A 14,167-nucleotide genomic window follows, 5' to 3' on the forward strand; every position below is an offset into this window, starting at 1 on the left:
GCCCCTAACAGTTATTGTAAACGATATAATGGTTTCCGGGCATGGGAATAACGGGTCCTGTTTCGCAGCCTCCCACATCCATCATAATCTGGGTTCCTTGAACACCCGTGGCATTCGGAGCCCTGCTCGGAATGGCCAAAGTGGTATTGTCCTGCTGCGCCCCATAGACCCAATAGGGATATTGGTCATCCACAGCAACTTGATAGATTTCGGCCGTGGGTTGGTTGAACTGGGTGGACCATGTCTTGCCGCCATTGTGGGACACGTTGGCACCGCCATCATTACATTGGATCAGCAGATCTGGGTTGTTGGGATTGAGCCAAATGTCGTGATTGTCTCCGTGCGGAACGCTCATCCGTTTCCAGGTCTTTCCCCCATCCGTTGACTTCACTAAGGGATTGGCATTGGAATAAATAATGTCTGGATTGGTAGGGTCCAATTCGATGTTGGTGTAATAAAACGGTCTGTTCACCAAATCCTCATTGTCCGAAACATGGGTGAAGGATTTGCCTTGGTCCACAGATTTATAGAGTCCCCTATCTTCCCCCGGGGCTTCAATAACGGCATACAATATGCGCGAATCGACCGGCGAGACTGCTAGATCGATTTTGCCGATGAGACCTTTGGGCAATCCTTTTTCCAGTTTTACCCAGTCTTTACCCCCATTGATGGACTTGTAGATGCCCCCTTCGCTGTTCTCTCCTCCAGAATCGATGGTCCATGGAGTGCGGCGGGCCTTCCATGCAGCGGCATAGACCACATTGGGGTTGCCGGGAAGCAGTTCCAGGTCGGCAAAACCTACCTCATCGGACACATAGAGTACCTTTTCCCAGTGCTGTCCGCCGTCGGTGGTCTTGAAGATACCTCGCTCGCTGTTCGGTTTGAACGCATTTCCTATGGCCGCTACCCATACTATATTGTGGTCGGTAGGGTCAATTTCCACGGCACCGATCTGTCCCGCATTTTCCAGTCCAATATGTTCCCAAGTATTTCCTGCATCGATGGACCTGTACATTCCTTTTCCTTCGATGATGTTGCTGCGGATACCGTCCGAACCCGTTCCCACATACACAATGTTGGGATCGTTGACGGCCACTTCGATGGCCCCGATGGACGGCGTCTTGAAATAGCCATCGGAAACATTGTTCCAAGTGGTGCCATAATCGTCCGTTTTCCATACGCCCCCACCCGAGGCTCCCAAATAGAATGTTCCGGGCAGCATAGGGGTTCCAGTGACGGTGGTCACCCGTCCTCCACGTGACGGGCCAATGGTCCGGTATTCGAATGCCTTGAAGTCTTGTGCGGCCAAAGCGCAGGTAACAAAAAATAAGAGTGAAAAGTAAAAAGAGCGTAGTTGTAATCCCATGGGTCAGTTAAAGTTGTTCGATTCTGACCAAATCTAATAAATACTGCCCAATATAATGCCTTAGAGTAGGAAATTACTGGCTTTTGCATTTGGACGAAAATCCGTTCCCCCATTCAGAAGCTGCCGAACATCGATGTATTTTGCAAGACATCCCCAAATATTGGGGAAAAGTTGGGGTTTGGCTTTCTTTAGTTTCATTATATCGAAGGATATATAAACAAGCATGATGCTGCTTTCCCAAAGGGCGGTATCAACAAAAAACCTACTTTATGCGCTTCTTGACCTCATTTTTGTCCATAATGGCTGGTATACTTTTGTGTGCCATAATCTACATGTTGCCCTTAATTTCCAATGCACAGTTTGATAAACAGGATAACTTTTCCGAATCAATCTCACTTCGTTCCCAGGCATCCATTCTTTTGACCGGGAAGAGAGACCTCACATTCGATGCTATCAGACATACTGCCGATCTGCCCTTTGTACCTCTTTCCAGTGTAGAGGAAAACATGGGCTTTTCCAATGAAAGTTATTGGATCCGGTTCACTTTGGAAAACCCCGACCAAACAGCTTCCGAGTATTATCTGGAGACTGCAAGGCCTATTACGGACATTGTAGATCTTTATTTGGTGGACGAAGATGGCAACGTCCAACGACAGTATAGTGGAGATAAAATTCCGTTTTCAAAAAAGACCGTTGCCCACCGAAAGTCCATTTTTGACATAAGCTTGGAACCCCGTCAGAGCGTGGAGGTCTATATCCACTTGAAAAGTGATGGTGAAGTAGTGATGACCCCGCTGCAATTGTATCGAAAAAATACATTCTTTGAACTGACCTATAAGGAACAGGTTTTTTACGGTTTCTTTTATGGGATATTGATACTGGCCTGTATCATCTATCTTTTTTTCTTTTTTGCGCTAAAGGACAATGCCTTTATATACTATGGTCTTTATGTACTCTTCATAGCCCTGATGCAGTTTTCCCTTGATGGTTTTTTCCATCAATACTTTACCCCACAAGCTGGTTGGCTTTCCGACAGGGCGGTATTGCTCACCGCCTTTATCTCACTTTTCTTCTTTGGAAAATACGGGGATACCTTTTTGAACCTGAAGAAACAGAACCGGCTATTGCACCTGTCTGGCAAAGCTTTGGGCATTGGGACACTTCTGGGAATAACTATTCTCTGTGCAGCACCCACCCTGCCATCCTTTTGTTATCCTTTGGCCAATGGTGTAGGCATATTGGTCTTGGTGCATATGATCACTTCGCTAGTGGTGGTCAAAGTGAAAAAAGTGAAGGTGGACCCCTATTTTGTGATAGGCATATCCTGTTTGGTACTTGGTTTTGTCATTTTCATCCTGAATAACTTCAATACCATAGAAAACTCTTTCTTCACCAACAATGGAGCAAAGTTTGGTATTGGACTGGAGATTGTTTTTCTTTCCATTTCCATGAGCAATAGAATTCGTGAACTTCGCATGGAGAACGAAAAAAACCAATTATTGGCCCTTCAACGCGCGGAGGACATGAACGACATCAAGTCGTCTTTTCTTTCAAACATCAGCCACGAACTCAGAACACCCCTGAACCTTATCATGGGCGTGGCCACATCGCTCCAGCAAAACAAGGAAGAAATAGATCTGGAGGAAAAATGCAAGCTCATCCTGAGCTCTTCAAAGAACCTTTTGGGGTGCATAGAGGACATCTTGGACTTTACCGTCATCGAGAAGGGTACCCAGGAACTCAAGTTGGTCTCTTTTGAACTTCCATCGACCTTATCAAAAGTCATGGAAGCCCATCAGAAAAAGGCGGAGGCAAAGAACTTGGAGTTCGGCTTTTCCTTTCAAGGGTCCTTGCCGGCCAGAATCATTGGGGACAAGGGAAAACTGGTCCAGATATTGAACCATCTTCTTGACAATGCCATCAAGTTTACCAATTCCGGAGGCATAACCGTGACCCTGAACTGTAAATACAAGGGCAAGAGCGAGGTGGTCCTTGATTTTTCCATTGAGGACACCGGCATTGGGATTTCCAAGGAAAAAATGAGCACTGTGTTTGAATCGTTTACCAAAAAATCCTTTATGGACAAGAGGGAGTTCAGTGGTCTTGGCCTTGGACTGTACATTGTTAAAAATTATGTGGACCTACACGGGGGAACAATCAACATTACCAATAATCCACAACAGGGCACGACTTGCGAACTGAGCCTAGGCTATGAAATGGACGATACCGAACTGGTGTTGGACCAACAAGATGAGATGGCCGCAGCGGATAGCTTGGGTACATGGGACATTCTACTTGTAGAGGACAACAAAATGAACCAGACCGTGGTGAAACTATTGTTCAAGAAATGGGATGATATCAACCTCACCATTGCCAACCATGGGAAGGAGGCATGGGAAATCATGAAGGAGCAAACTTTCGACCTTGTCCTAATGGATCTGCAAATGCCCGAAATGGATGGGTTTGAAACAACCTCCATGATCCGAAGCGGAAAGGCCAACTGCAATCCGCAAATCCCTATTCTTGTGGTCACGGCTGACAGCACCAGTAAGACCCGAAAAGAGATATTCAGGTTGGGTGCCAATGACCTGATCACCAAACCGATCAATGGCCCCCTATTGCTCTCCAAAATGAAAAAGAACATTCCGCTCAAACCACATGTTGCCTAGGCAGCTACGGAAAAATGACAAGTTTCATGATTCGTTCTTGATTTGATTTTTTGATGTGATGAATAAACTCTACGTGCTGTCAAAACTAGATTTTGGCAGTTTCAAATGATAGAAGAAAAGCGACAGTTTCCCTTATTTGTAGTTGGGACGCACACTTTTCAACTGCACAGCCAAACCTATAGAATCTCAACTTCTTGAGGAATGTTCAGCATCAGCTCACACCCGTTCTCCGAGGTCACTCCATGCTTGTAGTCCTTTGGGGTGTATAGATAATCGCCTGCGCCCAAATAGGCCTCGTTGACCATGCAACTCCCTTTCATCACAAACAGTTCTTCCCCTCCGGGATGGTTGTGGTAGGGATAAGAGGCTCCCGGTCCGAATTTCAATAAAATGGATGGGGATCGATGGGTGGCTTCATCGAAGCGTAACGACTTTACCCAAATGCCTTCATAGTGCTTCCCGTTTTCAATAAGGGGTTGCCATTCCATTTTGTGGCTGTTCACGATGTAATCGAAAATGTCCGTACTCATAATTCTGATTTTTAATGTATTATGGTACAAATGTATGGGGCAAGGTCACCCCAAAGAATAGAGGATCTTGGGAAAAGGATGTAAGATTTCAGCCCAGATCACTCCTCTTCCGGAAAAAGAATAAAGATGAATCCGACAATCCAGCTTATCCTTTTGGATTTGGTGCTCATCGATTTCATTTGAGTTCTTTAAATGAGGGCATATCGTGTTTGATAGGCTTTGGGGGATTGTCCGGTGTGTTTCTTGAAAAAGTTGGAAAAATAGAACGGGTCTGAAAATCCCAATTGGAAGGCCACTTCCTTGACGATCAATTTCTCATAGGTCAACAATCGCTTTGCTTCGGAAACGATAAGTCCATAAATGACATTTTGTGCCGTTTTGCCGGTATGCAGTTTGGCCAGTTCGTTCAGTTTGGCCTCCGTGGTCTCCAAAAGCTCCGCATAGCGCCCCACTGTAAGGTTCTGCTCAAAATCGGAACGTACCAGCTCCAAAAACTTTAGGAAAAGGGCATCTGGCTTCCAAATTTCGTCACCCCGTGCAATTTTGCTTCGGTTGATCTCCACCAAGATCAGTTCTATCCTGGAATGGATGGAGATGAGATGCTGGTATGGTTCATCCTTTATTTCAGCCTTAATGGCCTCCAACTGTTCCTCCACAAAGCCATGGTCGGCCACGGGAATGACCTCGTTCATCGCAAAATGACAGAACAAACCGTTTTGAAAGATCAATTCGATGTCACTGTCCGTTTTACAGAAAAAATCGAGTGTAAACTCCAAAATGAAGCCCTTGCATCCCTCCAATGGCTTCAAATAATGTACTTGGCCCGAAGTGATGGTCAGTACCGACCTGGGGGCAAGGACCAGTTCTTTTTCATCCACCACTATTCTTGCTTCTCCTGATGAGCACCAAACAAGGACATATTTCATCAACCGTTTGGGAACGTCAATGTCCTTATATTCCTTGAAAGATTGTAGGCTTACCATGGGCCGTTTCAACTTTTCCATAAATCTACACCATTTAATCGACAGCTCCCCCGGACGGTTCCCCAAAGCAAAGTTGGGTATTCGTTTAAACCTTTACCATTTGTCCAACGGGAAAGAGCCACAGAACTGTCTATTTCAATTTGGCCCCTACTCTATGGGACCGTATTTCTCTGCTTTTAAATTTCGGTTCCTTAAAAATAGGCTCAAGATCAGCCTTTGTAATTCTCCGCATAGGATTTAAAACTTTCCAGCACCGATCGGCAAAATTCTTGCTGAAGGTCAATGGGTTCATTGGGCTGGGGTTCAAAAGTTTCCGTGATCTGGACCGTTTTACCCACTGTTTTGAAAGCTATCTCCGTCCTTCGCCCATCATCCAATGATTGCGACAATAGTTCGTAGGGCACTACTTTTTGGTAGATCCCCTTATGATCGAAGGAAAGTTCGCCATCCAAGGATTCCATCCTAAAATTGAAGGCGCCGTTGTCCCTCACGTCGTTTTCAACATTGGTGATGTGCCAACCTCCCATGGTCTTGGCCCATTGCTTGATGTGTTCCAAGTCCGTCCACAAATCCCATACTGTTGTGATGGTTGCATTTATCTTGATGGTAATCTGTATCTTTTCCATGGTTCGCTTAAACTTTATAGGGTAAAGTTGGCAAGGAATGCTGACTATCAAAGGGTGTAAAAACGGATGTTAAGAGGGTCTATCCCGCCATTCGCCGCAGTGGTTTTCCAATCAAAACGCTACACCGATACCGTTTTCCATTTTCCACGGGAGAACAGCCAAAGTGTGAACAGGCCCACTCCGGTCTCCGAAAAGAAAACCGCCCAAAAAACACCGGAATATCCCCATTCCAGTGTTATGGCCAAAAGGTAGGCCAACGGAATCTGTATCAACCAGAAAAATACCAAATTGATCTTGGTAGGTGTCCGGGTATCACCAGAACCGTTGAAAGCCTGCACGGATACCATCCACCAGCCATACACAAAGTAGGCATAGGAAAGTATGGCCAACCATTTCCCACCTATCTTTATTACATTGGCATCGTCGGTAAAAAGTCCCATCAAAGCATGGTTGAAGAAGAAGTACACAATGGATACCCCTATCAAAAACACCATGTTGTACAGCCCTATCTTCCATACGGCGGATTCGGCCCTATCCGGGTTTCCCGCTCCCAAGTTCTGGCCCACCAAGGTGGCCGCGGCATTGGAAAGGCCCCAGGCCGGCATCAAGGTGAACAGCATGATACGAAGTGCTATGGTGGAACCTGCCACGGCATCACTTCCGATATCGGCCAAAATACGCATGATGAATATCCAAGAGGTCATGGCCACGATCATCTGGCCCACACCGCCCAGGGAAGTCTTGACGATGTTCAATATTACTTTTCCATTCCAATAGAGCTGTGCCAATTTGGCGCGAATGTGCTTTCCTCCCTTGAAGAGCAACCATAACTGTGTGGCCACCCCGATACTCCTTCCCAAGGTGGTGGCAATGGCCGCACCTTCTATGCCCATTGCAGGGATGGGACCCCATCCGAAAATCAACAATGGGTCCAAGATCATATTGAGACCATTCGCGATCCAGAGCACCCGCATGGCTATGGCCGCGTCGCCCGCTCCACGAAATACGGCGTTGATCACGAACAGTAATATGATGATGCCGTTACATCCCAGCATCCATTGGGTATAGCGGTACCCATGTTCCAAGGCCCATTGGTCGGCCCCCATCAGTCCCAACAAATCCTTCGCAAAGAAAATTCCGCCAATGGCAAAGGGCAAAGAAGCCAAAATGGCCAAGATGATGGATTGGACGGCAACGGCCCCTGCGTCCTCCTTCTTTTTTTCCCCGATCCTGCGGGCCACAATGGCGGTCACCGCTGTAGCCAGTCCCATGGCAATGGAATATAGAAGAAAGAGATATGTTTCCGTCAACCCGACGGTTGCCACCGCCGATGCCCCCAGTTTTCCCACAAAATAGATGTCCACCACAGCAAATGTGGACTCCATGATAAGCTCCAAGATCATGGGAACGGCCAACAAGAAAATTGCTTTTTTAAGGTCAATCTTGGTATAATCGGCCTCGGTCCCCTTTATCGCATCCTTCAAGGCCGTCCAAATGGGACGTTTGGACAGTGGGGTTTCCTGTTTTTCCTGAATTTCTGTGCTTTCTTCCATGTGTAAGTTTTCAATAGTTCAAGGGGCATTTTTGAGTGGCCGTAAATGTAATCGGCATCTTCAAAAAATGATTGTATGAAACCGACATGGTCAAAAAATATCCCCGCACCGCTTATTATAGGCATCAACAAAAATAGTTTATGGAAAGTTATCAAAAAGGTGCAAAAGCGTCATTCCCAAGGGTTGATTCCGCCATGGGTTTTTATTACTTTTGAGTGAGGAAGGATGTGCGGGGCGCTTAATGCCATTTCTTCAATTGTCTTTTGGTGTTGTTTGACAATGTGTAAGTTACCGGTCACGCAACACTAAACAAGACATATTTCAAGCAACCCTTCACAACATCATGCATCCATACAAAAAGGTGCTGGGACAGTAGAATTTTGCCGACCAATGAGGGAACCCGTGGCCTACCACAACGGAACATCGAACCATCAAATACGCATTCAAATCCATCAATCAAAATCCACCATCACCAGTGAAACAGCAAGCCTTTTTTGCCCCCCATCCCTTATTGAGAAACTACATTCGATATTTTTGGACCTTTGACCACAACACATCGCCCAGTGATGTGATCTACCTGCGCATCATGGCGGACCGGTTCCCGAAACTGATCCTGCAGGACAGTGAAGTCAAGAGTGGCATCATGAAACCGAACCATGAATGTCTGCCCCAAAACTTTGTTTCGGGCATTATCTCCAAACCGTTGTCCTTCAAAATCAAGGGAGACTATTCGCATTTCGGGGTCAGCTTTACCCCAGATGCGATTCGCCACATCTTCGGGGTAAAACCCAACACGCTGATGGACAGTTTTAAGGACCTTTCCCTTCTCGTGCCCCAAAACTTGTCCCGGGAGTTGGGCACTGTTGAATGCACAAAGAAAAAAATGAGCCTACTGACCCATTTCTTCTGGGAGCGAATAAAAAACACATCGCGGAGCAACCATGTTGCGGTGCTCAACCTTCTTTGGAATACCAAAAAGTATCAGCACGCCTCTGTTGGGGACATTGCGAAATCCCATGGTCTTTCCGAACGTTCCTTGGAGCGGCAGTTCAAGGAATTGGTAGGGATATCCCCAAAAAAATATTTGCAGTTGTATCGGTTCGAACAGACTTATAAGAGCTTAACGGTCAATGCTTTTGACTCTCTCTCCGAAGTGGGGTACCAAAACGGTTTTTCCGACCAATCCCACTTCATTCGGAACTTCAAGCAATATTCCGGGATATTGCCCACCACCTATATCGAAGAGGTGAAAAGGGAAAATGAGGGCCGGGGTGTACTGTTCTGGAACTATACCAAGCCCAAATTGAAACCATTTGTGGCACATTGACCTTATCCTCCTTGCAAGGTGCGGACCAATTTTGAGGGTACGGTCACACCCTGGGTGGGGTCATTTCCCTTGAAACTTAGGATGCCCGACTTTTTTATTTTATGAAAATCAAAATCCTTGGATGAAGGCAACAAGGTCTTGGGATGGGTCCAGTTGGAGTTTCTTTTTCAAGCGACTTCTCAACACCCTCAAACTCTCTTTTTTAATGATCATGGTCTTGGCCACCTCGGTGGATGTCATCCCCAATTTTATAAAGGCCAAGTGTTTTATGTCCTTTTTTGACAGATCGGGGTACCTTTCCAAAATCTTCCCGTAAAAATCGGGGTGAATCTTTCTAAAGTGCACCATGAAATCTTCCCAATCCTCATCGAGGTTCAAGGCTTCCTGAATGTAGGACAAAACACTTCTCAGCTCCTTTCTTTGGTTGGGTTCCACCTCCAAGATCTTGTTCTCTATTTTTTGGACGATGGCCTTCTTCTTTTCCAATAAAATGGAGGATAGCAGCAGGTTCTGCTGAATGACCTCCCGCTGCTTTTTCTCCATTTCGGCAATTTTACGGTCTTGGATATTGCGGGTACAGCTCAATACCAGCACAACCTTGTCCCTTTTGTCAAAAATGGGTTTGGTGTATCCTTCAAACCATTGGTACCCATTGCACTTTGTCCTGAACTTTAGTTCGAGTTTATGGGGAATGGAGGTCAAACCCTCCGTTGAACTTGAAATGTTTTTAAGAAGTATGGCATGATGATCGGGGTGGACAAAATCATACGGAACCTTGCCCTTGAGATTTTCCGAAGTGTAGCCCATGATATGCTCCGTGGAAGGGCTTGCGTAGAGATAGCGACCGTCCGCCGGATGGTGCAAACAGATGACATCTATGGTATTTTCGGCAATCAGTTTGAGCTTGTCGAGCTTTTGCTCCTCCAATAGTCTGCCTAATGCTTTTCCATCAAGGTTTTCATCTTCATCAAGGAGCTTTAAAAGATGCTCTGTCTCCTCTCCCCTGTTGTGTATTTCATTCGTTCTGTTCACCTAAAAGGGTATTGATTTTTTCAGATATGGACCAACCATTGTTCCCACAAAAAAATGTGGAACAACTGTCCCTAATTAAAAAGGTGGATCGACAAGGCGAAGATAAGTAAAGCCTTCAAAACATGAAACCATGTTCACTAAATGCATTCAAACCATTGAAAATCAGTATAAAATGATTGAATTCCCTCTAACCTATGCGTCAAAAAACATTTTTTTTGCTAGTGTTAACGGTTTGTTAACGGTTTAGGGATTCCGTGTTTGCCCATGGTGGGATGTCCCCTTATTTTCGCTCCATCAATTCAAAAAATGAACAAATCTTATATCCCAAAATCTATTTAACATGAAAAAAACAAAGACCTCATGGGCAATGATCGTATTTGCCCTATTCCTTGTTGTGGGTTGCAGCAAGGACGACGATCCGAAAAAATTGACTCCTGCCAAATTCTCCGTGGACCAAAATTCCATCAACTTCGCCGAAGTAGAAATAGGGGCGTTGAAAAACGTAAAGGTAACCGTAACCAATACGGGAGAGCAGGACTTGGTCCTGGAAGATTTCACCCTTTCCGGCACCCACAGTTCGGAGTTCAGTGTCAATGCAGGGGAAACGGAAGAGACGGTACAACCCGATGGGGCATATGAATTTGTCGTCTCTTTCGCGCCTACGGAAGAGGGCAGCAAGACCGCCACGCTCACCATCACCAGCAATGTGGGCGAACACCCGATAAACTTGTCCGGTTCGGCCAGCGCTGGCGCCAGTGCCATTGTGAACATTCCGGATGCCAGTTTCAAGGCTGGATTATTGGCCCATGGGGATACAGTAGTGGGAGAAAACATTGGAAAGATTGACACCAATGGTGATGGTGAGATACAAGTGTCCGAAGCGGAATCCTATAGCGGCACCCTACTATGTTATGAAACCAACATAACCGATTTAACCGGTATCGAAGCTTTTATAAACGTAACGGTACTGATCATAGAGGATACCCCGTTGACCTCCGTTGATCTTTCCAGCAACACCGCCTTGGTCAGATTGGAGATGGACAATAATGAGTTGACGAGTTTGGATGTTTCAAAAAATGTGGCCCTGGAACGTTTGGAATGTGGGTACAATCAATTGGTCGATCTAGATGTCTCACACAATACAGCTTTAAAATATTTGGGTTGTGACAACAACGCAATCAACGACCTGGACATTTCACAAAACACCGCTCTTGAGCAATTGAATTGTTCCAACAACAAGCTATCCAGTTTAAACCTCTCGGAAAACACCGCTTTAACCTATTTGAATTGCAGAATCAATCAGTTGACCCAGTTGGATGTTTCACAAAACACTTCCTTGCAACTCTTGTGGGCCAATGACAATCAGCTGTCCAATTTGGATGTTTCACAAAATTTGGCACTCAAGGAATTAAGATGCTCTATTAACCAGTTGACCCAGTTGGATGTTTCCAAGAATACGGCTTTGGAAAAGCTGCTCTGTGAAGAAAACCTATTGACGACCTTAGATGTTTCCACGAACTTGGACTTAAAGGAACTGTTTTGCAACGACAATGAGTTGACCGATTTGGATGTATCAACAAATACAGCCCTAGCGTTTTTGTCCTGCAATTTCAACCAACTGTCCAATTTGGATGTTTCACAAAACACTGTCTTGGAGTATCTGGCTTGTACAAACAACCTGCTATCCCACGTGGATGTTTCCGGCAATGCGGCACTTACATCGCTATTTTGCTTCAACAATCAATTAAATGCACTCAATGTGGCCAACGGAAACAATCCCTCCATGGCCTACATGAAAGCTGAAAACAACCCGGGCCTGACGTGTATCAAAATTGATGGAGATGGGTTTACCCCTCCCAGCTCCTGGTCCAAGGATGATACGGCCGGTTATGCCACGGATTGTCCATAACCCGTTTGGGAACCTTGGAATGCTTTACATACACAGTGTTCAACATTTATATAACAAACAATTCAATTCATTCACAAACGCCTAATCCAATCCCATGAAAACAACAAAGACAGCCCTATGCCTACTATTGGTCTGTATGGGCTTTATCGCCCGCTCACAGCAATTCAAAAATGGAACATATTACCGCACTGCGAGTGAGGGTACCATCGAAATTTCCGATTGCTGTGACAATGGCAAGTTAACGGTCACCTTCAAAAACACGGACGGCACCGAAAATACACGTGAACTGAAATCCGTACAAGGTACCAATGGCCTATATCTGCATGTGGGCGACGGATTTTTCTATTTCATTGCCGAAAATGATGGATATCTTGAGCGGTACATCTTCAATGGCAATTTTAATTATGCCACCGCCGATCCCGCTGACTACTACGAGATCTTGTCCCAAGACCAATCCTTGGTCAATTCCAAAAAAAGTTCTGCGGAACTGAGGCGGAACATGCTGGAAGACGGAAAGGAAAAATTCTATTTTCCTAGACTGCTGACCAAATATGCCAAAGCCCCTGCGGAAGAAAGATTTGAAGTGGACAAATATTACAGAGGTATCAGTTCCATAGGCCAAAAGAGTACCATGCACGTGAAGATCATCGATAAAAACACAATCGATGTGGTTTTTGGTGCCAAGGTAAAGATGCTCACTTTCAAAGGGAAAATGGGCACCCAAACTTTTTACAGACACCACTTGGATCCCCACGTCTTCATGTACTATGACACCCCAACCTATTGGGGAAGAAGCAGCCCCGACCAGTACATCCATTTTGGCGCGGACGGTGTCCACTATATTTACGATGAAGGGGACAAGTCCATATTCTTGTTCGGTGACGAGAGGAAGAAGTACACCGACCAAGAAATCACCGAAATGGAGTACAAGGCCAAAGAAGATATCGAAAAGAAATTCTGGAAGCAGGTGGAACTATTCATGAACAGTTGGACGGAAAAACCGAAAATGCCCACCGCTGCCATGAACGATGATGCCATAAAGGCCGAAGCCCTGAAAGCACTTCAAAAACATGCCAAGGAGAAAGGATGGAAAGAGAACTTTACCGACCTCGTCATTACATCGGGTAGTTGGAGCGATGTGATCACAACATCCTATATTGGACGCATTATAGAGGTCGTCGCAAAGGCCACCTGGCCCGATGGTCACTGTACGTTCCAGTATTTCGATTTGATCTCCATGCACGAAAACGGAGCATACAGCAGTACTCTTTTTCACTATGCCACAGGAAACCAATACGAAACCGACTGTGAATGATCAATGGGTGCATACCGCCCCGATCCACCATTTTAAATCCACGACCACTGTGCTGCATAACGCGTGTACGGTGGTTTGTTTTTATGTGGAATGCAACACAAAAACAACCTTAAAAACCAAAACAATGACCGAAGAGAATTCAAAACCAGTTAGCAAGACAAAGACCTTGGTCGTTTTTATAACGACCATCATTTTGGGATATCTGCTATTTATAATTCCCGATGTATTTTTTGGGGTCACCAAATTAAATGGAGGCAAAATCGGTATCAATTTGCTCTTTATCGGTCTCTTTCAATTTGTAACGGTCACGGCCCTACTCTACTTTTCCCTCAAGATCCTGGGAAAAAAATTCAGTGATATCGGGCTCAAGTCCAAAAACTTGGGGACGGATATGCTCTTGGGCCTCCTTTTCGGTGCCCTATGGACCATTCTCCAGTTTGTTTTCATCATTCCCAACACCGGAGGGATAAACCGCCCAGACATTTATGGCCTATCCGAAATGTATGATGGCACCTTGATGGGCACCTTGTCCTTTGCAGCATTGGGCGTGATCGGTGGTGGGATCACCGAAGAGCTTTTTAACCGGGGATATTTCATCAATGTGCTGAAGGAAACCTTCAAGAACCCGAAAACGGGGCTATGGTTTTCGGCAATTCTGTCCATTTTGATTTTTGCGCTTGGGCATTTGCCCACAAGCGCATTGGATTGGTTCGATATTTTGGTACCCACTATACTGTACACGGTATTGTTCATTTGGACCAAACGCCTTACGGCCTGCATAGCGGCCCACGGGATCTATAATATGTCGGCGATTATCTTGACGTACTACCTGTATTTTAATTAGGGAACAAAGTTTC

General features: G+C 45.5%; 11 protein-coding genes. 5 read left to right on the top strand and 6 right to left on the bottom strand.

Translation table 11 applies throughout. The features are described 5' to 3' along the window. Positions 1-4: 4 nt before the first annotated feature. A complete protein-coding gene (locus tag SD450_RS10800; protein ID WP_318344481.1) occupies positions 5-1,366 on the bottom strand; it encodes a WD40/YVTN/BNR-like repeat-containing protein in 1,362 nt (453 codons plus the stop codon). Between the two features lie 269 nt (positions 1,367-1,635). Between SD450_RS10800 and SD450_RS10805 the strand changes: the two genes are divergently transcribed. Then, complete coding sequence (locus tag SD450_RS10805; protein ID WP_318344482.1) at positions 1,636-4,035, top strand: hybrid sensor histidine kinase/response regulator; 2,400 nt, start codon at positions 1,636-1,638, stop codon at positions 4,033-4,035. A gap of 176 nt (positions 4,036-4,211) precedes the next feature. Here the strand turns inward: SD450_RS10805 and SD450_RS10810 are convergent, their stop codons facing one another. From SD450_RS10810 to SD450_RS10825, 4 genes are all read right to left on the bottom strand, one after another. After that, positions 4,212-4,565 carry a cupin domain-containing protein gene (locus SD450_RS10810; protein WP_318344483.1) on the bottom strand — a complete coding sequence of 118 codons (354 nt, stop codon included), beginning with the start codon at positions 4,563-4,565 and terminating at the stop codon, positions 4,212-4,214. 188 nt (positions 4,566-4,753) lie between these two features. Next, positions 4,754-5,569 (bottom strand): helix-turn-helix domain-containing protein, encoded by an 816-nt coding sequence (locus SD450_RS10815; protein ID WP_318344484.1) that lies wholly within the window; start codon positions 5,567-5,569, stop codon positions 4,754-4,756. A 188-nt stretch (positions 5,570-5,757) separates the two neighbouring features. Then, positions 5,758-6,174 (bottom strand): SRPBCC domain-containing protein, encoded by a 417-nt coding sequence (locus tag SD450_RS10820; protein WP_318344485.1) that lies wholly within the window; start codon positions 6,172-6,174, stop codon positions 5,758-5,760. A gap of 119 nt (positions 6,175-6,293) precedes the next feature. Continuing rightward, positions 6,294-7,727 carry an MATE family efflux transporter gene (locus SD450_RS10825; RefSeq protein ID WP_318344486.1) on the bottom strand — a complete coding sequence of 478 codons (1,434 nt, stop codon included), beginning with the start codon at positions 7,725-7,727 and terminating at the stop codon, positions 6,294-6,296. Positions 7,728-8,202: 475 nt separating this feature from the next. On the opposite strand from SD450_RS10825, the gene SD450_RS10830 reads away from it, so the two are divergent. Further along, entirely contained in the window at positions 8,203-9,054 is an 852-nt protein-coding gene (locus tag SD450_RS10830; protein ID WP_318344487.1) for a helix-turn-helix domain-containing protein, read from the top strand. A gap of 108 nt (positions 9,055-9,162) precedes the next feature. On the opposite strand, the gene SD450_RS10835 is transcribed toward SD450_RS10830, so the two are convergent. Next, positions 9,163-10,086, bottom strand: coding sequence for a PAS domain S-box protein (locus SD450_RS10835; RefSeq protein ID WP_318344488.1), 924 nt, complete (start codon positions 10,084-10,086; stop codon positions 9,163-9,165). Positions 10,087-10,426: 340 nt separating this feature from the next. Here SD450_RS10835 and SD450_RS10840 point away from each other — a divergent pair, with 340 nt between their 5' ends. The 3 genes from SD450_RS10840 to SD450_RS10850 all read left to right on the top strand — a co-directional run bounded on the left by SD450_RS10840 (position 10,427) and on the right by SD450_RS10850 (position 14,154). Further along, positions 10,427-11,995 carry a choice-of-anchor D domain-containing protein gene (locus SD450_RS10840; protein ID WP_318344489.1) on the top strand — a complete coding sequence of 523 codons (1,569 nt, stop codon included), beginning with the start codon at positions 10,427-10,429 and terminating at the stop codon, positions 11,993-11,995. 94 nt (positions 11,996-12,089) lie between these two features. Then, on the top strand, positions 12,090-13,310 hold the full coding sequence (locus tag SD450_RS10845; RefSeq protein ID WP_318344490.1) for a hypothetical protein: 1,221 nt from the start codon (positions 12,090-12,092) through the stop codon (positions 13,308-13,310). Between the two features lie 124 nt (positions 13,311-13,434). Continuing rightward, on the top strand, positions 13,435-14,154 hold the full coding sequence (locus tag SD450_RS10850) for a CPBP family intramembrane glutamic endopeptidase (RefSeq protein WP_318344491.1): 720 nt from the start codon (positions 13,435-13,437) through the stop codon (positions 14,152-14,154). The last annotated feature ends 13 nt before the right edge of the window (positions 14,155-14,167 follow it).

Source organism: Flagellimonas baculiformis, from assembly GCF_033441575.1.
Classification (GTDB): Bacteria; Bacteroidota; Bacteroidia; order Flavobacteriales; family Flavobacteriaceae; genus Flagellimonas; species Flagellimonas baculiformis.

What these genes read in the sequence shown, in the direction of transcription:
- SD450_RS10800 (WP_318344481.1), bottom strand. Translation starts at nt 1,366, where the DNA reads ATGGGATTACAACTACGCTCTTTTTACTTTTCACTCTTATTTTTTGTT.
- SD450_RS10805 (WP_318344482.1), top strand. Translation starts at nt 1,636, where the DNA reads ATGCGCTTCTTGACCTCATTTTTGTCCATAATGGCTGGTATACTTTTG.
- SD450_RS10845 (WP_318344490.1), top strand. Translation starts at nt 12,090, where the DNA reads ATGAAAACAACAAAGACAGCCCTATGCCTACTATTGGTCTGTATGGGC.
- SD450_RS10820 (WP_318344485.1), bottom strand. Translation starts at nt 6,174, where the DNA reads ATGGAAAAGATACAGATTACCATCAAGATAAATGCAACCATCACAACA.
- SD450_RS10810 (WP_318344483.1), bottom strand. Translation starts at nt 4,565, where the DNA reads ATGAGTACGGACATTTTCGATTACATCGTGAACAGCCACAAAATGGAA.
- SD450_RS10850 (WP_318344491.1), top strand. Translation starts at nt 13,435, where the DNA reads ATGACCGAAGAGAATTCAAAACCAGTTAGCAAGACAAAGACCTTGGTC.
- SD450_RS10825 (WP_318344486.1), bottom strand. Translation starts at nt 7,727, where the DNA reads ATGGAAGAAAGCACAGAAATTCAGGAAAAACAGGAAACCCCACTGTCC.
- SD450_RS10815 (WP_318344484.1), bottom strand. Translation starts at nt 5,569, where the DNA reads ATGGAAAAGTTGAAACGGCCCATGGTAAGCCTACAATCTTTCAAGGAA.
- SD450_RS10840 (WP_318344489.1), top strand. Translation starts at nt 10,427, where the DNA reads ATGAAAAAAACAAAGACCTCATGGGCAATGATCGTATTTGCCCTATTC.